This is a genomic window from Pseudofrankia coriaricola, assembly GCF_032027725.1.
Lineage (GTDB): Bacteria > Actinomycetota > Actinomycetes > Frankiales > Frankiaceae > Pseudofrankia.
The window spans coordinates 108,895-129,924 of the sequence record NZ_JASNFO010000011.1 but is presented as its reverse complement, the minus strand read 5'-3'; the positions used below and the strand labels follow the sequence as shown (position 1 = coordinate 129,924).

Sequence of the window (21,030 nt, the reverse complement as noted above, 5' to 3'; positions counted from 1 at the left end):
GCCGGCCAAGGTCGCGGTACGGCCACGTGGATTGCTGGTCATCTCGGCCGCGACGTGGACGCGACAGACGCGCCTCAAGACGGCTGCTCCGAGCCGGATGGACGGGCGGACTCGTCCGGCCGTCTTGGCGTGGCGAGATGTGGCGCCGCCCGTAGCCCTCCACGGCGTGTCGGTCGGCCTGACTACTCCCACCGGACCGTTCATCGTGCTCACATGTTCGACGACCGACAATGCGTCGAGCCCGAGCTGGCCGGACGGGGCCATTGGTGCCGCCCAGGCTCGGACAGAGCGGCTTGCAATAGCTTGCAGCAATTTCGGCGCGACGATGGGTGGAGGCAATCGTGGTACCTGACATCGCTCGCGCACGGTGCGTCGCGCCTAACCGTCCATCCGTGGTCAGGCCGCTGGCGGCGTTGAGCAGCTGATGCGCGGGGTTGTCGCGGTCGTCGACGACGATGAGGCGCTGTGCACGACGATCGTGCGGGTGCTACGCCTTGAGGGGTTCGACGTGGCGTGGTCCGCGGCGACGGGGCGTGACGCCATACGGCGCGCGGCAGGTTCCGTGTCGCCTGACGCACTGATTCTCGACGTCGCGCTGCCCGACACGGACGGGCGGGACCTGCTGGGGGCACTGCGTAGCCGCGGCGTCGCGGCGCCGGCCCTGCTGCTGTCCGCGAAAAGCTCGGTCGCCGACAAAGTGCTCGGTTTCGGCGCCGGCGCCGACGACTATCTGACCAAGCCGTTCGTGATCGACGAATTGCTCGCGCGCCTCGACGTGCTGGTACGCCGAGCGTCCGGCGCCGCCGGGACCGAGTTCGCCCTCGATCCGGTACGGCACGTCGTCGCCGGACCGAGCGGCGCGTGTCCGCTGTCGCCGACCGAGTACCGACTGCTCGCGGCGCTCGTCAGCCGGCGCGGCGAGGTGGTGCGGCGGGCATCGTTGATCTCCAGCGCGTGGCCGCCGGGTTCGGTCGTGCGGGAGAACACCCTGGACAGCTATGTCGCGCGACTTCGGCGCGCGCTGCGCGACGTCGGCAGCCACCCGTCGATCGCGACCGCCCGCGGTGTCGGCTACCGGCTCGACTGATGCGTCGACGATTGGTGTGGCTCACCGTCGCGGTCATCACGACCTCGGTCGCGCTACTCACCGTGGCCTTCTGGCTGCTTCTGCGCGGCTGGCTGCGCCACGACGCCGACGCCCTGCTGGCGTCGCGGGCCCGGGCGGCATCGGCGCTGGTCACCGTCGACGCCGGTCGGTTGGTGCTCGAGGAGACACCGGGCGACGAGGCGATCGAGCAAGAGATGTGGCTGTTCGACCTGAAGACGTCGCCGGTGGTACACCCGCCCGTGGACCGGTCCCTGGCGTCCGCGGCGGCCACGCTCGCCTCAGCTGGGCCGGCCACGCGGATGGTCGGTCAAGTAGAGCTCCGGTCGTTGCCGGTCCTGGACGGGCCTCGACGCATCGGCACGGTGGTGGTCGCGCTCAGTCTGGCGCCCTACATCCACAGCGAACGGCTGGCCGTCGGCGCGGCGGTGGCGCTCGACGTCGTGATCGTCGCGGGCGCGGCCGTCCTGGTACGCCGGCTGGTCGGCTCGGCGCTTCGCCCGGTGGCCGAGATGACGGCGCTCGCCGGTGACTGGGGCGCGCACGACCCGGACCAGCGGTTCGGGCTGGGACCGCCGCGTGACGAGATCACCGGCCTCGCCGCGACCTTGGACGGCCTGCTCACCCGGCTGGCGGCGAGCCTGCGGCACGAGACGCTGGTCACCTCGCAGATCGCCCACGAACTCAAGGCACCGCTGGCCAGGATGCGTGCCGCCGCCGAGGCGAGCGCCCGATATGACATCCGGCCCGAACCGCTGCGGGCGGCGCTCGAGGGTGTCGTCGGCGAGGTCGACCAGCTGGCAGGGGTTGTCGAGACGCTCCTGAAAGCGCCCGGCGGCACCGCGACGACGGGTCGCGCGGATCTCGTCGAGGTGGCCGAACGGGTCGCGTTTGCCGCGGGAGCCGCCGCCGCGGGAGGCCCTCAGACGCGGATGAGTGTCCACGGCGCAGCCCGGCCTGCGCTGTGCGATCCGGACCTGGCCGAACGGATCCTCACGCCCATCGTCGACAACGCGCTACGTCACGCCCGGTCAGCCGTCACCCTGCAGATCGACGAGGTAGGCCCCGCGGCGGGCGGGGCGAACACTGCTCGGCTGACCATCACGGACGACGGCCCGGGGTTCACGCCCGACGAGGTGGACGCGGTCTTCGAACCCGGATACCGGGGTGCCGCCGCAACCGGAGACGGCGCGGGCCTCGGCCTGTCGCTCGCGCGCCGGCTGGCCCGGCTCGTCGGCGGTGACGTCCTGGTCCTCCCGGCACCATGGGGCCGCGTGGTCGTCACATTCCCGATGCTGCCCGACGCCTAATGACGAGACCGCGGTCGGGGACGGCCGCGACCGCCGAGGACGACTCCGGTCACCGAGGACACTCGCCGCGTGGAGGCCGTCGGCCGCGCGTCATGCGCGGGACGCCAGCCCTCGACGACGGCGGACCCATCCGTGTCCCGCTAGCCGACAGCTTCTCGAGCGGGGTCGCCATCGCCCAGGCCGCCGGCTGTGGCCCCGGTAGAGCCGGTGTGGACGAGTTCTGTGCGGTCCTTCTTCGCGACGGTCAGGTAGACGACCGTGGCAACGATCGCGACGAGGAACAGCAGGCTCGTAGCCAGGGTGCCAAGCCCCGCGCCGCCCTCGTCGGTGGCGCCGCTGAGGTAGTCGCCGGTCGAGCCACCCAGCGGCCGGGTGAGCACGTAAGCGATCCAGAAGGACAGGATCGGGCCCAGCCCGATCCACCGGTAGGCGGCATAGACGACCGCGAGCGCGACGGCGAAGATGATGACCGCGGTGAGCAGGCTGAGCCCCAGCCGATCGGTCAGCAGGTCGCCCGCGGCGGTGCCGAGCGCGAATGTGGACAGCACCGCCAGCCAGTAGAACGTCTCGCGCCGTCTCGTCACGATGCTGTGGATCGACAGAGTGCGCTCGGTGCGATACCACACGACGAACGTCAGCGCCAACAGCGCGGCGAAGGCAACGGTGCTGACAACGAGGCTGATGTTCAGCCCATCAGTCAGATTGTCGGTGATCAGAGTGCCGACGACGCTGATGAGGACAACCGTGGTCCAATACACGCCCGGGATGTAGCGGCGAAGCCGGAACTGCGCCACCAGCGAGGCGACGAGCAGGACGGACATCACCGTCGTCGTATTGCCGAGCCCGAACCCCAACGTGCTGTTGAGGTAGTCCGCGGCGCTCTCGCCCACGGTCGTGCACAGGGCTTTGATTATCCAGAAGTAGAAGGTGATCTCCGGGACCTTGTTCAACATCGGCCGGCTCGCGGCCCGTGCCTTCACGGCTGGGGTAGACATGGTCACGCCGCCAAGAATGCCGCCGCCAACCTGACGAAAACCTGACTGGCGGCGAGCGCGCCGGCCCCTCCGCGAAGGCTGGGCGGCAAAACCTGATATGCATCGGAACGCCAGCCACACGGGTCCGCGCCCACGTGGTCTACGTACGCGGCCAGCCGCGAAATCAATGACCAGAAAGAGGACGTCCATGACATCGTCAGCCCGGGGAGGGCGGCGGCGCGCCATCAGGCGGCTCGCACCCAAGGTGCCCGAGATCACCGTCATGTTCTGGATCGTCAAGATCCTCACCACCGGGATGGGTGAGGCCGCGTCAGACTTCCTTGCCAACCGCAGCGTGCCGCTGGCGGGCGGGGTGGGCCTCGTCGGGTTCACCTTGGCGATGTGGCTGCAGCTGCGCACCCGCCGCTATGTCACCGCCGTCTACTGGTTTGCGGTCGCCATGGTCGCCGTCTTCGGCACCATGGCGGCGGACGGCGTCCACCGCGTCATCGGCATCCCGTACCCCGTCACGACCCTGTTCTACGCAGTGGTACTGGCCACGATCTTCTTTCGGTGGCATCGCGACGAGCGGTCGTTGTCGATCCACAGCATCGTCACCCGTCGGCGCGAGATCTACTACTGGTCCGCTGTTCTCGCCACGTTCGCGCTCGGCACGGCGGCCGGGGATCTCACCGCGTTCACCCTCCACCTGGGTTTCCTCGCGTCGATCGGCTTCTTCGCGGTCGCGATCCTTGTCCCCGCCGTCGCCTACCGGCTTCGGCGGATTAACGCCGTCGGCGCGTTCTGGTTCGCCTATGTGCTCACGCGGCCCCTCGGTGCGTCGATCGCCGATTACCTGGCCAAGGAACACGACCTGCATGGCCTCGGTTACGGCGACGGGACCGTCGCCGTAACCGCGACGTTCGTGATCGTCATCCTGGTCGCCTATCTCGCCTGGAGCGGGACCGACGTCCAGCGCCCGCCGAAGGCCGCCGATTCGGCGTCGCCGGCGCATCAGGCACCCGCACCCGTGCCTGCCCAGTACGGCGCCCCATACCGTGTCCCAGTGGTCGAAGAGGCGGAACCGTCTGACCGGTGGTGACCGATCGTCGCGGATGCGCCGGTCAACATCTCATTTCGTGCTCATGGCCGACGCGTTCGCGCGGCGGAAATCCTGCACCGGCGACTGCCGACCCGCAGTGACAGCACAGAGTGATTGAGGGACCTCGGCGTCGCCATCGATGCCTGGAGGGAACACCCGGCACTTTTCCCGCGACCCAACCTCACGGTAGCCGGCACCCGAGCCTCGCGGGGCCCGTCAGCAGTCACCCGAACCGGCCGCCGTCCAGAACGTGACGACCCGCCCGCGTCAGCGGTGCGGCCGCCGGGGAGCCCGCGCAGATCTTGGGCCAGGGCCGATCAGATGTGCGACCCTGCCGGGTATGACTCCTGGGTTAGGGACGACCGCGCTGCGTACCTGTCCGCTGTGCGAGGCGACCTGCGGACTGGAGCTGCGGGTGGCCGATGGCAGGGTCGTCGGCGCGCGCGGCGACGCGGCGCACGTGTTCAGCCACGGGTACGTCTGTCCGAAGGGCGCCGCGCTGCCGCAGCTGCTCAACGACCCGGACCGGCTGCGCCGCCCGCTTGTCCGCGACACCGCCGGCGGCGGTCACGACGGTCGCGGCGGTCACGACGGTCGCGGGCGCCCCGGTGACGCCGGGTGGCGCGAGGTCGGCTGGGACGAGGCCTTCGACGTCGTGCGGGCCGGCCTGCGCCGGGTCGTCGACGCGCATGGCCGGGACGCCGTCGGCGTGTATCTCGGCAACCCGAACGCGCACACGATGGCTGGCACGCAGCACCTTCCGGCGTTCCTCAGCGCGTTGGGAAGCCGCTCGCTGTTCACCGCGGCGACGGTCGACCAGATGCCGATGCACGCCGCCTGCGGTCATGTCTTCGGGCATCCGTCCCTGATCCCGGTGCCCGACCTGGACCGCACCGACTACCTGCTGATGCTCGGTGCGAACCCGGCGGTCTCCAACGGGAGCCTGTGCACCGCCCCCGACTTCCCCGGCCGGCTGGCCGCGATCCGCGCCCGCGGCGGCACGGTCGTCGTCGTCGACCCGCGCCGGACCCGCACCGCCGCCCTCGCCGACGAGCATCTGCCGATCCGGCCGGGCACGGACGCGCTGTGGCTGTTCGCGCTGGTCAACGAGCTGGCGGCGGCGGGCCAGATCAGGCTCGGCGCGGTCGCCGAACACCTCACCGGGGTGGAGCGCGCCGTCGAACTGGCCGCGCCGTTCACCGCGGCGGCGGTCGAGGCGGCCTGCGGGATGCCCGCCGAGACGACCCGGCGGATCGCGCGGGAGCTCGCCGCGGCGCCGCGCGCCGCCGTCTACGGCCGGATGGGCACGACGACGGACGCGTTCGGCGGCCTGACGAGCTGGCTCACGATCGTCCTGAACGCGCTGACCGGCAATCTCGACACCGCCGGTGGGGCGATGTTCGGCCGGGGCGCCCATGGCCGCGCCGACCGGCCGCGTCCTGACGGGCGCCCCGGTGGGCGGGGGTGGCGTACCGGGCGGTGGCACACCCGGGTCCGCGGGCTGCCCGAGGTGATGGGAGAGCTGCCCGTCGCGGCGCTGGCCGAGGAGATCGACACACCCGGCGACGGCCGGCTGCGGGCACTGGTCACCGTGGCCGGCAACCCCGCGCTGTCCACTCCGGACGCGAGGCGGCTGGCGGCGGCACTCGACACGCTCGACTTCATGGTGAGCGTCGACCCGTACCTGAACGAGACGTCCCGTCACGCCGACGTCGTGCTGCCGCCCACCGACCCGGCCCGCGTCGGGCATTACGACTTCATGTTCGGGGCGCTGGCCGTGCGCACCGTCGCCAGCTACTCGCCACCGGTCCTGCCGCCCGATCCCGGCGGGCTGGCCGAGCATGACCTCCTGGCCCGGCTCACGTTGATCGCGCTCGGCCAGCCAGCGGACACCGACGTGTCGGCCGTCCACGAGTCGCTGCTCGACGACGCCCTGCGCCGCGCCGTCGCCGAGCCGGGCTCGTCGGCCGCCGGCCGCGACCCGGCCGAGCTGCGCGCGCTCGTCGACGGCGAGACCACGCCGGAACGCCTGCTGGACGTCGCGCTGCGCACCGGGCACTTCGGCGACGGGTTCGGCGCCCGGCCGGACGGGATACGGCTCGCCCTGCTGCTGGCCAACCCGCACGGTGTGGACCTCGGGCCACTCACCCCGCGGATCCCGGCCATGCTGCGCACCGTCAGCGGGAAGGTCGAGCTCGCCCCGGAACCGGTCGCGGCGGACGTGCCAAGGCTGCGCGCCGCGCTCGACGCCGCCGGCGGGGGCGGTGCCGACGGCGTGGGCAGCGCGGGCGCGGGCGCCGGCCTGGTGCTGATCGGCCGGCGCCACCCGCGAACCAACAACAGCTGGCTGCACAACGTCCCGGCGATGGTCAAGGGCCGGGAGCGCTGCACCCTGCTCGTGCATCCGGACGACGCGGCCCGCCACGGCGTCCGCGACGGCGGCCGGACCAGGCTGGCGTCCGCGACGGGCGCGCTGGAGGTCCAGGTCGAGGTGAGCGACGAGGTGATGGCCGGCGTCGTCTGTCTCCCGCACGGCTGGGGCCACGGCCAGACCGGTACCCAGATGACGGTCGCCGCCGAACATCCCGGCGTGAACACGAACGTCCTCACGGACGCCTCCCAGGTCGACCCGCTGTCCGGCAACGCCGTCCTCAACGGCATCCCGGTGCGGCTGACCGCCCTCGACTGACGGCGGGCCACCGGGTGTCCTGGCTGACGCGCCGGGGCCTGAGGCCTATCCCGTGGACGCTTTCGGGAGTGGCTCGGCGGTCAGCCGGACGCCAGCTGCCATACACCGCCGGCGATCACTGCCCCTCAGTGGACGAGGCCCGATCCATCCGCTCGTGCCGCCTCATGCCCGAGCAGACCCGCCGTGTGTTCCTCCAGGGCCCGCACCGACGGGTCCTCGCCATACACGTCGTCGCCGACCTCGGCGTCCGCCATCGCCCGGCGCATCCCAGGAGTCGGGCGGGTCACGGTGTCACTGCGCGGATTGGCGGAGCCGGCGGCCGCGATGGCGGCCGCCGGCGCGGCGCCGGTGGCCGAGGCGGGGTGGGAGTCCATGGTTCGCGACGGCAACGGCTGTGAGCTGGGCCTTCGCGTGGGGTTGCCCGGTAGCGAGGCACCGCCGAAGGTCGTTACGTCCCGGTACGCCCGCGTGACACGCCCGCAATCTGACACCCCTAACGTTCGGATCCAAGTTCGGATCCGAAGTGCGCGGAGGTGTCCCGGTGCAGGTTCCGTCGTTCTCACTGCCGGAGATCGTCGCGGATGCCCGCGCCGGTCGTACGCCCGCCGGCGGGGAGCTCGACCGGGTCTGCCATGAGATCGGCGCCTTCGTGCTGACCGGGCTGCCGCTGCCCACCGGCCTCACGGGCGAGGTGCTCGGGCGGACGCGGGAGCTCTTCGCCCTGCCCCGGCCGGCGAAGGCCGCGCTGGTCAGCCCGGACGACCAGTACGTCGGCTGGCGTGGCACCGACGGCAACCGCAACGAGTACGGCTACGCGGACGAGAAGGAGATGTTCCACATCGGCCCACGGGTCGCCAGCACGCTGCTCGGCTTGGGCGAGCGCGCCGGATCCGGGTCCGGATCCGACCCGGTCGAGCCGACGCCGGGGCGCGCGACCGACCTCGTGGCGACCGCCGTCGCGGACTGCGCGCTGTGGCCGGCCGAGCTGCCCGGCTTCGTCGAGGCCTGGCACCGCTACTACGCCGCCATGCAGGAGTCGGCGGCGCTGCTGGGCACGGCCATGGCGGCGGCGCTCGGCCTTGCGCCCTCCCGCTGGTCGGGCATGGTGGCCGGGAACTGGGCCGATCTCGCCGCCAACTACTACCCGGCGCCCGCGCCGTCCGCCGCGCCGAGGATCCGCAACGCGGTGCACTCCGACCTGACCCTGTTCACCGTCCTGCTCCAGGACCCGCCGGGCAACGGCGGCCTGGTGATGCGGGACCGCTCCGGCGGGTGGCACGACGTCGCGCCCGCCGCCGGCGAGTTCGTCGTCAACGTCGGCGAGCTGCTCACCTACCTGACCCGCGGCGCCTGGTGGGCGGTGCCGCACGAGGTCCGGCCAGCCGGCCCCACCGCCGCCGGCGATCGGCTGACCCTCCCGTTCTTCTACCGGCCGAGCGACCACCGCGAGCTCGTCCCGTTCGATGAGCACGGCGCCAGCTCCGAGCACGGCGACGCGCCGCCGACCGACGGCTTTCTCGCCGACACCGTCCTGGCCGATGCCCTGCGCGACGCCGGCCCGCTGGACGTGGGCGCCTGGGTGCGCCGCCGCAAGCTCCAGCAGCGCGTCACCTCCTGACACCGACCGTTCTCCTCTCGTCCGCCGCGCCCGCGGCCAAGCTCCGGTTCCTTTCCGCCATACCCCGCTCCGCGCCCCTCCCCCGCGGCTCCCCCGTCCTTCCCTGCCTGCTCCTTCGGTGTTCCGGAGAGGAAAACCATGTCTGCGCTCGACTCCACCACCAGCCGCCGTGCCGTGTTGCGTGGTCTGTTCGGCGGGGGTGCGCTGCTCGCCGCCGGCCCGCTGCTCGCCGCCTGCGGCTCGGACGACGACAGCTCGTCCACGTCCGCCGCCGGTCTCACGACCGTTACCTGCCAGCTCGGCTGGAAGAAGTTCACCCAGTTCGGCGGGCACTTCGCCGCGCTGAAGAACGGCTACTTCACCGCCGAGGGCATCGACGCGAAGTTCGTCTCCGGCGGCCCGAACATCGACCCGGTCTCGGTCGTGACCAGCGGCCAGGCCGACATCGGCGACGCGAACGGCTCCGACATCCTGCTGTCCGTCAGCAAGAGCATTCCCGTGATGGCGTTCGCCACGATCTACCAGTCGACCCCGAACGCGCTGATGTCCCTCGAGAGCAACCCGGTGACGTCGCTCGCCGCGATGGCCGGCAAGACGGTCGGCCTGCCGACCACGGAACGCCCGCTGCTGTCGGCGATGCTCAGCCAGGCGGGCGTCGACCCGTCGACCGTGAAGATGGTCCCGGTCGGCACGGACCCGAGCATCCTGAGCTCCAAGCAGGTCGACGGCTACATCGGCTACGGCACCCAGCAGGGCCTGTCGCTGCGCCAGTCCGGCGTGCCGGTCACCATCACCTACTTCTCCCAGCTGGGCAACCCCGACTACGGCAACGCCCTGTTCGCGACGAAGAAGACCGTCGAGGGGAAGAAGGACCTGCTCACCAAGTGGCTGCGGGCGGACCGCAAGGGCTGGGACTACTTCGTGAAGAACCCCGAGGAGATCGCCCAGTACACCTGGGACCAGTACCACAACGAGACGGGCGCGGTGCTCGCCGACGAGAAGGAGTCGGCGAAGGCCGCCGTGCCGCTGATCACCGGGCCGGACACCGAGAAGCACGGCCTGATGTGGGTCGACCAGGCCGCGTTCGAGAAGGTCTACGACCTCTACAAGACCGCTGGCCTCATCGAGAAGCCGGTCGACTACGCCGCCGTCATGACGACCGACATCCTCGTCGGCGCCGGAGCGACGGCGTAGCCGACGTCACCGGGCACGAGGGCGGGACAGGACGACGACCGGGGACCCGATGATGACCGTCCACACCATGAGCGCCACTCGCACCGGCCGCTGGCGGCTGGCCGGCGTCATCGGCGACGCCGGCCTGCCCGAAGCGCGCGCGGGCGCGGGTGCCGAGTGGGAGCTGGCGGTCGACGACGGCGTCATCACGACCCTGCGCCCGGCACCGGCGGCCGGCTCGTCGCCGCCGACGGCGCTGGTGCTCTGCCCGCCGCTGCTGAACGGGCACGACCACGGGCGCGGCCCGGGCACCGTCGACGCGGGCATTCCCGACGCACCGCTCGAGGAGTGGCTGGAAACGCTGGACCGCCCGGTCCGCCCGCGCGGCCAGGACGAGCTGGTCGGGCTCGCCGCGGGCGCCATGCTGCGCGCCGGCGTCGGCGCCGCGGTCTTCTGCGTCAACCCGACGGGGCCCGACGTCGTCGGCGAGGTGCGGGCGGCGGCCAGGGCGGCGATCGCCCGCGGGATCCGCGCCGCCGTCGCGTTCCCGGTCCTCGACGCGGGCGGCGACCGCCGAGGGCGGCGGCGCGACGCGCCCGGTGCCGGCCGCGCCGCCGTCGACGCGCTGATCGAGGACGTCGAGCGGCTCGCCGGCGAGCTGACGGCCGAGGTCACCGGCTCGCGGGCCGCCGGGCTGGTCGACGTCCAGCTCGGCCCGGTCGGCCCGCAGTGGGTCGCCGAGGCGACGCTGGCCCGGCTCGCCGAGCACAGCGCCGCGACCGGCCGCCGGCTGCACCTGCACCTGCTGGAAAGCCCGGGACAACGAGCCTGGGCGGACGACGTGTACCCGGACGGGCTGCTGCCCGCGATGGACCGGCTCGGGCTGCTCACCGAGCGGACCACCGTCGCGCACGGCACCCAGCTGCGCGACGACGAGCTGGCGCTGCTCGGCGAGCGGGGCGTCACGCTCGCCCTGAACGCCTCGTCGAACCTGCGGCTGGCCGCCGGTGTCGCGCCGGTCGCCCGGGCCGCGGCCAGGGTCCGCGCCGCCTGCCTCGGCCTGGACGGGCTCGCCCTGTCCGACGACCACGACGGCTGGGCGGAGCTGCGCCTGGCCCGCGGGCTCTGGCAGGCCCAGGCCCACCGGCGGGTGCCGGGCACCGCGGCGCTCGCGCTCGCCACCTCCGCCGGGCGCGCCGCGTTCGGCGCGGCCGCGCCGCGGCCGCCCGCCGAGGGCCGGCTCGCGGACCTCGTCCTGCTCGACCTGAGCCCGTGGCGGCATCTGTTCGGCCATCCGGACTGGCCGCTCGCCGACATCGCGGTGGCCGCGGCCGGCCCGGCGCACGTCGCCGAGGTGTGGGTCGCCGGAACCCAGGTGCACCACCGCCCCGAACCGTCCAGCGCCCCAGCGCCCCGACCCCGGGAGGTTCCCGCATGAGCATGGCCCCACCCACCACCGGCCGCGCCCAGACCGGCGGCACGGCCACCGCCAGCGGCGGGACCGACGTGCCAGGGCCCAGGTCCGCCATGCCGGAACCAGCACCCACGTCGGCCTCGGCATCGGCGCCCACGTCGGCGGCGGCGGGCCCTGGGCGGTACCCCGCGCCCGCGGTCGCCGGCGGGGCTGGCCCGCCGGTGCTGCGGGTCGACGGCGTGAGCTTCGGATACCCCGGCCGGCGCGGCGCCGTCACCGCCGTCGACGACGTCAGCTTCACCGTGCCCGTGGGCGGCATAGGCGTGCTGGTAGGACCGTCCGGCTGCGGCAAGTCGACGCTGCTGCGCCTGGTCGCCGGGCTGCTGGAGCCGACCGCCGGCACCATCGACGTCGCCGGCGTCTCGCCCGCGCAGCTCAGGCGCGCCCGCCGGGCCGGGTTCGCGTTCCAGGACCCGGGGCTGCTGTCCTGGCGGTCGGTGCGGCGCAACATCGAGCTGCCGTTCGACCTGGCCAGGCTGCCGAAGGACCGGGCCTGGGTCGACCACCTGCTGGAGATCACCGGCCTGGCGGACTGGGCGGGCCGGCGGCCACGGGAGCTGTCCGGCGGGATGCGCCAGCGGGTCGCCCTCGCCCGGGCCCTGGCGACCCGGCCGGATGTGCTGCTACTCGACGAGCCGTTCGGCGCCCTCGACGAGATCACCCGCGCCGACCTGAACTTCGAGCTGCTGCGCATCCTGTCCGACACCGGCACCACCTGCCTGCTGGTCACCCACTCGGTGGACGAGGCGGTGCTGCTGGCCGACACGGTCGTCGTGCTCGGCCCGCGCCCGTGCTCGGTGCACGCCGTGCATGACGTGCCGGTGCCCCGGCCGGACCGGCGCGAGCAGCGGGACAGCGCCGAGTTTGCGGCCCGCTGCCGCGCCATCCGCGCCGCGCTGGAGGGCGCGCGATGACGGCGGCGGCACCCGCGCCGCGCTGGCGGGCGCGCGATGCCGGCGGCGGCCGCCCGGGCCGCCGCCGCGGCCTCGGGACCGGCGCCGCCGACGGGACCGCGGCAGGGGTCAGCGTCCGCGTCGGGGCCGTCGCCGGCCCCGGCGTCCCGGCGCGGGGCCGGGGCGGCCGGTGTGGCGCGCCCGCCGCTCCCGGTCCGCGTGCTCGTCGCCGCCGTGGCGGTCGTCGCGCTGCCCGCGCTGTGGGCCGCGCTCGCCGCGACCGGCTGGCTTGGCGCCGGCCTGATCGGCCCGGCCGCGACCGTGCGGGCGCTGCACGACCAGTGGTCGATGATCTGGTGGAACGCCGAGCCGACGCTGACCGCGACGTTCACCGGGGTCGGGATCCTGCTCGCGGTGACCGCCGTCGGCGTCGTCGTGGTCGCCGCGGTACCCGCGCTCACCCCGGCGCTCGGCGGTGCCTCCGTCGTCATCGGGTCACTGCCGCTGATCACCGTCACCCCGGCGCTCGCGCTGGTGATGACCCGCGGCCAGACGCTCGTGACCACGGTGACCGTGCTGTCGGGGCTGGTGCCGGTGGCCGCGATGCTGGCCGGCTCCGCGCTGGCCACCGCCCGCGGCCGCGACGAGCTCGGCGCGCTGTACTCGACCGGCCGGCTGCGCTGGTGGTGGCACGTCGGCTTCTGGAACAGTGTGCCGGTCATCGACCTGGGGCTGCGCGCGATGCTGCCGGCCTGCTTCGTCGGCGCGATCGTCGCCGAGTGGTCGGGCGCGACCGGCACCCGTGGCCTCGGCCAGGTGATGGTCAACGCGCTGTTCAGCTACCAGCCCGAGGTGCTGTGGGCGGCGCTGCTGCTCGCCGCGCTCGCCGCGCTCGTCCTGTTCGCGCTGGCCGCCGCCCTGATGACACCGCTGCGCAGGAGGATCCGGTGAACGCCCCGTCGACCGACCGCCGCCGAGGCACCACCGCCCGGCAAGGCTCCGCCGGCCGCCGGGGCGTGGCCGCCCGCCGGGGAGCGCACGCGGCCAGCGTCGCCGGGGCGCTGGCCGTCCTGGTCGCTGGCTGGCAGCTCTACGTCTGGGCCGGCGACGTGCCCACCTACCAGGTCGCGTCGCCGGCCGAGGCGGCGCGGGCGGCGTGGTCGAACGCGCCGCTGCTGGTCGATCGCTGCTGGGTGACCCTTCAGGGCGCGGTGCTGGGGCTCGCGGCGTCCGCCGCGGCGGCCCTGCTGCTCGCCGTCGCCGCGATCCGGCTGCCGCTGGTCCGTACCCCGCTGACCGCGTACGCGTTGCTGTTCCGGACCCTGCCGATCGTCGGCGTGGCGCCGCTGCTCACCATGATCACGGGCCGGGGCCTCGGCACGTCGATCGCCTGCGTCGTCGTGGTCACCGTGTTCACCCTGCTGATCGCCGCGCTGGACGGGATGGAGTCGCTGCCGGCGGAGGTGCGCGAGCTGCAGGACCTGTACGCGACGCCGTTCGCGCGCCGGCTGCGCACCGGGCTGCTTCCGAACGCCGTCGGCAGCCTGCTGGTCGGGCTGCGGGTCGCCGCGCCGATGGCGGTGCTCGCCGCGCTGCTCGCCGAATGGCTGTCTGGGCTGAAAGGGGTCGGAGAGCTGATGACGACGTCCCTGGCGAACCGGGACAGCGAGCTGCTGTGGGCGACGTCGGCCGTCGCCGCGCTGCTCGGGCTCGCCGCCTACGCGCTGCCGTCGGGCCTGGTCGCGCTCGCCGACCGGTTCGGCTTCGCCGTCGCCCCGACCGCGTCGGGGGCGGCCGGGGGTGCCCGGTGACCGGCCTGGCGCTCGCCGTCGCCCCGGCCGAGCTGGCGTTCGGCGAGCCGGGTGGGTCGTCGCTGGCCGGCGTCGTCGACGCCGACCCGGCCCTCGTCGCCCGGGTCGAGGACCATCTCGCCGCCGGGCTTGGGCGCTGGTGGGAGCTTTCGCTGGCCATCCACGCCCATCCCGAGCTGGGGCTGGTCGAGTACCACGCCGCCGACGCGCTGTGCGGCGCGCTCACCGAGCACGGCTTCACCGTCACCCGCGGGCTCGCCAGCATGCCGACGGCGTTTCGCGCCGAGTATGGCAGCGGCCCGCTCACCGTCGCGTTCACCGCGGAGTACGACGCGCTGCCCGGCATCGGGCACGCCTGCGGGCACAACCTGATCGGCACGATGGCCGTCGCCGCCGGCGCGGCGCTCGCGAGCGTCGCCGACGCGGCCGGGCTGCGGGTGCTGGTGATCGGCTGCCCGGCCGAGGAGAACGCCGGTGGCAAGATCTACCTCATCGAGGCCGGCGTGTTCGACGACGTCCACCTCGCCGGGCAGATCCACCCAGCCAACCGGGACGAGCTGTGCCCGGCGACGCTCGCCAACGACACCCTCGCGGTCGGCTACGCCGGCAAGGCCGCGCACGCGTCGTCGTTCCCGGAGCGCGGCCGCAACGCCTACGACGCGATCACCGTCGCGAGCGTCGCGATCGGCCTGCTGCGCCAGCAGCTGCCCGACAGCGTCCGCGTCCACACCCTGGTCACCGACGCCGGCGACGCGGTCAACATCATCCCGGACCGGACCGCGATGACGGTGAAGGTGCGCGCGGCCGACGCCGGCACGCTCGACGGCGTCACCGCCCGGGTCGGCGACTGCCTGCGCGCCGGCGGGCTGGCCGCCGGCTGCGCGCCGACCCTGCGCCGCACCCTGCCGCGGTTCTCCGAGATCCGCTATGACCGGCTGCTGTCGCGCCTGTTCGCCCAGGCGTGTCCCCGGTTCGGCGGCGTCGACCTGAGCTTCGTCAACGTCGACGGCGGCGAGGAGGACGGCGAGGATGGCGCCGGCGAGACGTACACACCTCCGTCCGGGCGGGCCGCCAGCACCGACGTCGGGAACCTGTCCTGGGCGATCCCGATGATCCAGCCGATGCTTCGCCTGGAGACCGGCGGCTGCGGCAACCACGAGGCCGCGTTCGCCGCCGCGTCGGCGTCCCCGAGCGCCCGGCTGCTGCTCGCCGACGGGGCCAGGGCACTCGCACTGAGCTTCCTGTCCGCCGGGACCCGGCACGCCGATCACTACCTCGCCGCCGGGTCCCCGGCGCGGCGGGCGGCGCGGCGCGGCGCGGCCCGCGCCGCCGAGGTGCTCGACCTGGGCGTCCCGCTGCTGGACCCGCCGAGGTGACCGCCCGAACGGCCTGCCGCTGGCCCAGCTGCTGACCAGCCCGACCACGAACCGTCCACCGCCCTGCCCCGTCAGTGATCCTGGGGACAACGGCCGCCGGGTGTGCGAAGGAAGATCATTTTCGCACACCCTTTGGCCCTCTAGTCCGCCGCCCACGCCCATCACAGGAGGAACCGTGGCCCCCAGCGACCATCCCGTCACCGGCCATCTCGTCGCCGGCGAGCTGCTCGAGGGCACCGGCGGCGATGCCCTGCCAGTGCACGACCCGTCGAACGGAGCCGTGATCGGGTATGCCGGGCAGGGCGACGACGCGCTCGTCGCGCGGGCGCTGGCCGCCGCCCAGGCCGCGCAGCCCGGCTGGGCGGCCACCCCGTTGCGGGAGCGGATGGCCTACCTGGACGCGTGGCGCGGCAAGCTCGCCGCCGCCGCGGACTCGCTCACCGAGCTGGTCATCGACGAGATGGGCCTGCTCCCGGCGTTCGCCCGCAACATCCACGTCGGCCGGGCGGTCGCCTGCCTGGAGCACCTGGAGGAGCTGGCCGAGGCGGTGCTCACGCCGCGCCGCGAGGGCATCTCGCTCGTCGTGCGGGAGCCCGCGGGCCTGGTCGCCGCCATCACCGCCTGGAACTTCCCGCTGCACATGCTGGTCAGCAAGATCTCGTCGGCGATCGTGCTCGGCAACACCGTGGTGGTCAAGCCGTCGGAGGTGAAGCCGCTGGCCGCCTGGGCGGCGACCCGGCTGCTCGCCGAGCTGGACCTGCCGCCCGGCGTCGTGGGCGTCGTCGGCGGCACCGGCCCGACCGTCGGTGCCGCGCTGGTCTCCCACCCGGACGTCGATATGATCAGCTTCACCGGCTCGCGGGCGGTCGGCCGGCAGATCCTCGCCGCGACCGCCGCCACGATCACCCGCAGCGTGCTGGAGCTCGGCGGCAAGAACCCGGCGCTGCTGCTGCCGGGCGCACCGCTGGACACCGCGCTGCCGGCCGTCCTCGGCAGCTGCTTCTTCAACAACGGCCAGGTGTGCGGGGCGCAGAGCCGGCTGATCGTGCCGCGGTCGCTGCTCCCCGAGGTGGAGGAACAGCTGGTGGGCCTGGTCGCGGACACCGTGGCCGGGCCGCCGCGGGCCGCCGGGACGCGGCTCGGCCCGGTGGTGAGCGCCGTCCAGCGCGACCGGGTCGCCGGCTACCTCCGCTCCGGAGTCGACTCTGGCCTCCGCCTGCTCGCGGGTGGCCCGGGCGCCCCGGAGGGGCTCCCCGACGGCGCCGCCGGCGGCTACTACATCCGCCCGACGGTGTTCAGCGACGTCCCGCCCGACCACCCGCTCGCCCAGGAGGAGATCTTCGGGCCCGTGCTGACCGTGCACGCCTGCGACGACGTCGACGAGATGGTCGCGGTGGCGAACGGGACCCGCTACGGGCTGACCGCCTCGGTCTGGAGCGGCGACCTGGACCGGTCGGTCGCCGTCGCCCGGCGGCTGCGGGCCGGCCAGGTCGTCGTCAACGGCGGCGGGTTCAACCTGTCGGCGCCGTACGGCGGGGTGAAGGAGTCCGGGAACGGACGCGAGCACGGCCGGGAGGGGCTCGCCGAGCTGACCGAGGTGAAGTCGATGCAGCTGCCCGCCTGACCGGCCGCCGTCACGCCGTCACCCTGGACGGCGTCGCGCCGTCACCCTGCACGGCGTCGCCTGTCACCATCGACGCCGTCCCGCCACCCTGGACACGCAACCGAGGAGCACGCTCATGAACAGCCACGCCGGCCCTGCCGCGGCGGGGCCGCCGTTCGACCTGGTCGTACACGGCGGCACGGTCGTCTCGCACGACCGGGCGGTACGCACCGACCTCGGCATCCGCGACGGCCGGGTCGCCGCGGTCGGCACCGAGCTCGGCGGCGGGCTGCGGGAGCTCGACGCGACCGGCCTGGTGGTGCTGCCCGGCCTCGTCGACGTGCACGTCCACCTGCGCGAGCCGGGGATGACCCGCAAGGAGGACTTCGCCAGCGGCACCAGGGCGGCGGCGGCCGGCGGGGTGACGACCGTCGTCGACATGCCGAACACGCTGCCACCGGTGGAGACCGCCGCCGGCTTCACCGAGAAGCTCGCGCTCGTCGCGCCGAAGGCGCACGTCGACTTCGGCCTGTACGGCATGCTCGGCAAGGCGAACGCGGACGAGATCGCCGGCATGGCCGCCGCGGGCGCGATGGGCCTCAAGCTGTTCATGGGGCAGACGACCGGCGACAACCCGTGCCCGGACGACGGCGCGATCTTCACCGGGCTGCGCGCCGCGGCGGCCGCCGGTCTCGTCGTCGGCGTGCACGCGGAGAACGACGCGCTGCTGCGCCGGCTGTCCGCCGAGCTGCGCGCGGCCGGGCGCACCGACCCCCACGCCCACCTGGAGGGCCGGCCGGCCGTCGTCGAGGTCGAGGCCGTCACCAGGATCATCACACTGGCCGGCGCGGCGGGCACCCAGCTGCACATCCATCACCTGTCCACCGCCGCCGGGCTCGACCGGGTCCGCCTGCTGCGCTCGCTCGGTCATCGGGTCACGGTCGAGGTGCTCGTCGCCCACCTGCTGCTCGACGACACCGCGTACGACCGGTACGGGAACCTGGTGAAGCTGAACCCGCCGATCCGGCCGGCGGACGACGTCGCCGCGCTGTGGCGGGGTATCGCGGCCGGCGACGTCGACATCATCGCGACCGACCACGCGCCGCACACCGCCGACGAGCAGACTGAGGTGGACGTGTGGCGGGCGCACGGCGGCTTCATCGGCGTGGAGACGATGCTGCCGTTGCTGCTCACCGAGGTACACCGAGGCCGGCTCACCCTCCCCGACCTGGTCCGGCTGTGCTGCCACACCCCGGCCAGAACCTGGCGGCTCGACGACCGCAAGGGCCACCTCGGCGGCGGCGCCGACGCCGACCTGGTGCTCGTCGACCCGGCCGCGCCCGGCGAGATCGACCCCGGGCGGCTGCACTCCAAGCACCCGGTGACGCCGTACGCGGGCTGGCCGACGGTCGGTGCCGTACGGGCCACCTACCTGCGCGGCGAGCTCGTCGCCAAGGACGGCCAGGCCCTCGGCGCGGCGCGCGGGCGGCAGCTCGCCCCGGTGCCGGCGACGGCCACCGGAACGGCCGCCCCCGTCACCGCGACGCCGATCCCCGTCGCCGCGGCACGCGCCGGGGGCCTGGCATGACCGCCACCGTCGCCGCCTGGACGAGCCTCGCCCCCGGGCCGATCTGGCCGAACGGCGGTCCGGTTCCCGGAGACGACGTCGTCGGCATGACGGTCGCCGCCTTCCTCGCCGCCGAGCTCGGGCCGCTCGGCGTCCGAACGGACGGTGCCCACGTCGGCGCGGCCGGCGTTCCTGGTCCGACGGTCGGGATCGGCGCGATCGGCACCACCGCGCCGCACGCCGTAGGCAGCCCGATGCTCGCGCGCGCGGTCACCGCCGCCGGCCTCACCCTCGGAACGGCCCGTCCCTTCGCCGACCCGGACGCGCTCGTCGCGGACCCCGGCTGGACGCTGGGCGTCGTTCTCAGCCCGTGGAAGCGCGACGTCGCCGCCCGGCTGGGCCGGCTCTCCCCGTCGGCCGCCACCACCGGGGTCGTCGACACCGTGCTTCGGCCACCGGCCGCCTGGGCGCCCGGCGCCCCGGCCGGGACGCAGCCGTCCGGGGCCGGCCCGATCGGGGTGAACACCAACTCGTGGGCGGCGCAGGCCGTGCTCGAGCTGCTCGCCGCCGGACGTGTCCCGGCCAGCATTGTGCTGCTCGGCGCCGGCGCGTCGGCCCGGTCGGTCGCGCTCGCGGTACGCCGCGTGTGGCCGGTGGCGCGCCTGCTGGTCAGCGCGCGGTCGACGGCGGGCGCGGCGGAGCTCGCCGGGCTGGCCGGCGCCGACGCGGTCGCCCCCGTCGACCTCGCGGACGCACTCGCCGGCCGGCCCCCGACGATCCTCATCAACTCCACCACGTGGGGGGAGACGCCCGAGTCCGAGGCCCATCCGTTCCCCTTCCCGACCGAACTGCTGCTCGGGCCAGGAGGCGCGTTCTTCGACCTGAACAACCGCCTGTCCGAGCTGCAGGGGCGCGCGCTGGCCGCGGGCGCCACCGTGAGCTCGGGGACGCTGATGCAACGCGCGACGCACGCCTCCCGCGCGGCGGCGGTCCGCGCGGTCCTGACCCAGGAGAACCCATGACACCCGAGGTACTGCGCCCGTCCGAGCCGGGCGGGCTCGCGCACGGCTCCAGGTCCGGCACCGGGTCCGACGCCTCGCCGGTCGTTGGCGCGGCCCCCACCGACGCCGCGATGGCCCCGGCCCCCACCTCCGCCATGGCCGCTACGGGCGCCGCCGGCGCCGCGACCGTGCGCGAGCGCGTGTACCGCTACCTGCGGCAGGCCGTGATGACGGGCGAGCTGCCACCCGGCACCCGGCTCGTGGAGGACCGGATCGCCGAGGAGCTCGGGGTGAGCCGGACGCCGGTCCGGGAGGCGTTGCAGCGCCTCACCAGCGAGGCGCTGGTGACCCGGATCCGGCGCGGCCAGCTGGAGGTCTGCGCCGTCGGGCCACGGGAACGCGCCGAGATGCACCTGCTGCGGGTCGCGTTCGACGAGGTGGTGGCCCGGCTGGTGAGCCGGCGCGCGGCCGAGGTCGACTGGCAGACGATCCTCGACAAACTCGGCCCGCTGGACGCGGCGTTGCGCGACGGCGGGATCGGCAGCCCGGCGTTCGCGATGGCGCACCTGGACCTGCACATGGCTGTGAACCGGGCGGCGTTCAGCACGCGCACGTCGACCTTCCTGGAGTCCCAGGCGTTCCTGTACCCGACCGACGACTACGTCCAGCAGGGCGGCTACGAGCCGGTCGAGCAGCACAGGGCGCTGATCGCGGCGCTCGCGAGCGGCGACGAGGAGCAGGCCGTCGCCGCGGCCCTCGCGCACGCCGTCCGCGGGCACGCACGCCGTACCGGCCACGCTGCCGGCCCGGTAGGGGATGACGGAACATGACCGACGTGAACATGGGTGCACGGCAGGGCGTCGACGACCTCGGCGTCGGCCTGCCCCACTTCGGCAACCGGTCCGGCATGGTCCGGATGTTCGTCAACGGCCAGGCGATGAGCGGCGGTTCGATCCATGCGCCGCTGGCGGACGCGGAGTTCCTGGGCCGGGCGTGGACGGCGCCGCGCTACCGGTTCTGGTCGTTCCGTGACGAGTTTCCCGGCCTGGAGCCGGTCACCGCCGACGGCTGGTCGGTACCGGGTGAGCTGTACGCCGTCAGCTACGCGGTGCTGCGTGACCGCCTGCTCCCGCTCGAACCCCCCGAGCTGGAGCTGGCGGTCATCGAACTGGCCGACGGCGGCGGTTCCCTGAGCATGCGCGTCCGGGCGGGCGCACAGGCCGACGCCGTCGAGATCCGCCATCCAGACGGCTGGCTCGGCCACCTCGCCGCCCGCCGCACCAGCTGAGGTCCGTCCGTTTCCTCCGCCGCGCGGCGCCGCCTACAGGCGCGCG

General features: G+C 74.1%; 18 protein-coding genes. 16 read left to right on the top strand and 2 right to left on the bottom strand.

Going from position 1 to position 21,030, the window contains the following annotated elements; all coding sequences use genetic code 11:
* Positions 1–424 precede the first annotated feature (424 nt).
* Entirely contained in the window at positions 425–1,087 is a 663-nt protein-coding gene (locus QOZ89_RS08030; RefSeq protein WP_071051222.1) for a response regulator transcription factor, read from the top strand.
* A complete protein-coding gene (locus QOZ89_RS08025; protein ID WP_312623418.1) occupies positions 1,087–2,415 on the top strand; it encodes a sensor histidine kinase in 1,329 nt (442 codons plus the stop codon). Before QOZ89_RS08030 ends, QOZ89_RS08025 begins: the two co-directional genes overlap by 1 nt.
* 140 nt (positions 2,416–2,555) lie before the next feature.
* Here the strand turns inward: QOZ89_RS08025 and QOZ89_RS08020 are convergent, their stop codons facing one another.
* Complete coding sequence (locus QOZ89_RS08020; protein WP_241842010.1) at positions 2,556–3,689, bottom strand: COG4705 family protein; 1,134 nt, start codon at positions 3,687–3,689, stop codon at positions 2,556–2,558.
* On the opposite strand from QOZ89_RS08020, the gene QOZ89_RS08015 reads away from it, so the two are divergent.
* Positions 3,673–4,491 carry a COG4705 family protein gene (locus QOZ89_RS08015; protein WP_241842009.1) on the top strand — a complete coding sequence of 273 codons (819 nt, stop codon included), beginning with the start codon at positions 3,673–3,675 and terminating at the stop codon, positions 4,489–4,491. The genes QOZ89_RS08020 and QOZ89_RS08015 overlap by 17 nt on opposite strands.
* 340 nt (positions 4,492–4,831) lie before the next feature.
* Entirely contained in the window at positions 4,832–7,180 is a 2,349-nt protein-coding gene (locus tag QOZ89_RS08010) for a molybdopterin-dependent oxidoreductase (RefSeq protein ID WP_312623417.1), read from the top strand.
* A 125-nt stretch (positions 7,181–7,305) separates the two neighbouring features.
* On the opposite strand, the gene QOZ89_RS08005 is transcribed toward QOZ89_RS08010, so the two are convergent.
* Positions 7,306–7,554, bottom strand: a complete 249-nt coding sequence (locus tag QOZ89_RS08005; RefSeq protein ID WP_491723645.1) for a beta-eliminating lyase-related protein — start codon at positions 7,552–7,554, stop codon at positions 7,306–7,308.
* A gap of 167 nt (positions 7,555–7,721) precedes the next feature.
* Here QOZ89_RS08005 and QOZ89_RS08000 point away from each other — a divergent pair, with 167 nt between their 5' ends.
* From QOZ89_RS08000 to QOZ89_RS07945, 12 genes are all read left to right on the top strand, one after another.
* Positions 7,722–8,798, top strand: coding sequence for a 2OG-Fe(II) oxygenase family protein (locus tag QOZ89_RS08000; RefSeq protein WP_312623416.1), 1,077 nt, complete (start codon positions 7,722–7,724; stop codon positions 8,796–8,798).
* A 138-nt stretch (positions 8,799–8,936) separates the two neighbouring features.
* On the top strand, positions 8,937–9,992 hold the full coding sequence (locus QOZ89_RS07995; protein WP_071051176.1) for an ABC transporter substrate-binding protein: 1,056 nt from the start codon (positions 8,937–8,939) through the stop codon (positions 9,990–9,992).
* Positions 9,993–10,059: 67 nt separating this feature from the next.
* A complete protein-coding gene (locus QOZ89_RS07990) occupies positions 10,060–11,409 on the top strand; it encodes an amidohydrolase family protein (protein ID WP_157910572.1) in 1,350 nt (449 codons plus the stop codon).
* A complete protein-coding gene (locus QOZ89_RS07985; RefSeq protein ID WP_312623415.1) occupies positions 11,406–12,359 on the top strand; it encodes an ABC transporter ATP-binding protein in 954 nt (317 codons plus the stop codon). The genes QOZ89_RS07990 and QOZ89_RS07985 overlap by 4 nt, the downstream gene beginning before the upstream one ends.
* 171 nt (positions 12,360–12,530) lie before the next feature.
* Positions 12,531–13,289: an ABC transporter permease gene (locus QOZ89_RS07980; protein ID WP_157910571.1), complete on the top strand. Its 759-nt coding sequence runs from the start codon at positions 12,531–12,533 to the stop codon at positions 13,287–13,289.
* A complete protein-coding gene (locus QOZ89_RS07975; protein ID WP_312623414.1) occupies positions 13,286–14,149 on the top strand; it encodes an ABC transporter permease in 864 nt (287 codons plus the stop codon). The genes QOZ89_RS07980 and QOZ89_RS07975 overlap by 4 nt, the downstream gene beginning before the upstream one ends.
* A complete protein-coding gene (locus QOZ89_RS07970; RefSeq protein WP_071051173.1) occupies positions 14,146–15,525 on the top strand; it encodes a M20 family metallopeptidase in 1,380 nt (459 codons plus the stop codon). The genes QOZ89_RS07975 and QOZ89_RS07970 overlap by 4 nt, the downstream gene beginning before the upstream one ends.
* Positions 15,526–15,700: 175 nt before the next feature.
* On the top strand, positions 15,701–17,149 hold the full coding sequence (locus tag QOZ89_RS07965) for an aldehyde dehydrogenase family protein (RefSeq protein ID WP_071051172.1): 1,449 nt from the start codon (positions 15,701–15,703) through the stop codon (positions 17,147–17,149).
* Positions 17,150–17,264: 115 nt separating this feature from the next.
* Complete coding sequence (gene allB, locus QOZ89_RS07960; protein ID WP_312623413.1) at positions 17,265–18,716, top strand: allantoinase AllB; 1,452 nt, start codon at positions 17,265–17,267, stop codon at positions 18,714–18,716.
* A complete protein-coding gene (locus QOZ89_RS07955; RefSeq protein WP_071051170.1) occupies positions 18,713–19,717 on the top strand; it encodes a hypothetical protein in 1,005 nt (334 codons plus the stop codon). The genes allB and QOZ89_RS07955 overlap by 4 nt, the downstream gene beginning before the upstream one ends.
* A complete protein-coding gene (locus QOZ89_RS07950) occupies positions 19,714–20,526 on the top strand; it encodes a GntR family transcriptional regulator (protein WP_312623412.1) in 813 nt (270 codons plus the stop codon). The genes QOZ89_RS07955 and QOZ89_RS07950 overlap by 4 nt, the downstream gene beginning before the upstream one ends.
* Positions 20,523–20,984 (top strand): allophanate hydrolase-related protein, encoded by a 462-nt coding sequence (locus QOZ89_RS07945; protein WP_198543402.1) that lies wholly within the window; start codon positions 20,523–20,525, stop codon positions 20,982–20,984. Before QOZ89_RS07950 ends, QOZ89_RS07945 begins: the two co-directional genes overlap by 4 nt.
* The last annotated feature ends 46 nt before the right edge of the window (positions 20,985–21,030 follow it).

Bases quoted from the DNA above. Each gene is read 5' to 3' on its own strand.
- QOZ89_RS08015 (WP_241842009.1), top strand. From the start codon at position 3,673: ATGTTCTGGATCGTCAAGATCCTCACCACCGGGATGGGTGAGGCCGCG.
- QOZ89_RS07985 (WP_312623415.1), top strand. From the start codon at position 11,406: ATGAGCATGGCCCCACCCACCACCGGCCGCGCCCAGACCGGCGGCACG.
- QOZ89_RS07995 (WP_071051176.1), top strand. From the start codon at position 8,937: ATGTCTGCGCTCGACTCCACCACCAGCCGCCGTGCCGTGTTGCGTGGT.
- QOZ89_RS07950 (WP_312623412.1), top strand. From the start codon at position 19,714: ATGACACCCGAGGTACTGCGCCCGTCCGAGCCGGGCGGGCTCGCGCAC.
- QOZ89_RS08025 (WP_312623418.1), top strand. From the start codon at position 1,087: ATGCGTCGACGATTGGTGTGGCTCACCGTCGCGGTCATCACGACCTCG.
- QOZ89_RS08010 (WP_312623417.1), top strand. From the start codon at position 4,832: ATGACTCCTGGGTTAGGGACGACCGCGCTGCGTACCTGTCCGCTGTGC.
- QOZ89_RS08005 (WP_491723645.1), bottom strand. From the start codon at position 7,554: ATGGACTCCCACCCCGCCTCGGCCACCGGCGCCGCGCCGGCGGCCGCC.
- QOZ89_RS08030 (WP_071051222.1), top strand. From the start codon at position 425: ATGCGCGGGGTTGTCGCGGTCGTCGACGACGATGAGGCGCTGTGCACG.
- QOZ89_RS07990 (WP_157910572.1), top strand. From the start codon at position 10,060: ATGAGCGCCACTCGCACCGGCCGCTGGCGGCTGGCCGGCGTCATCGGC.
- QOZ89_RS07945 (WP_198543402.1), top strand. From the start codon at position 20,523: ATGACCGACGTGAACATGGGTGCACGGCAGGGCGTCGACGACCTCGGC.
- QOZ89_RS07955 (WP_071051170.1), top strand. From the start codon at position 18,713: ATGACCGCCACCGTCGCCGCCTGGACGAGCCTCGCCCCCGGGCCGATC.
- allB (WP_312623413.1), top strand. From the start codon at position 17,265: ATGAACAGCCACGCCGGCCCTGCCGCGGCGGGGCCGCCGTTCGACCTG.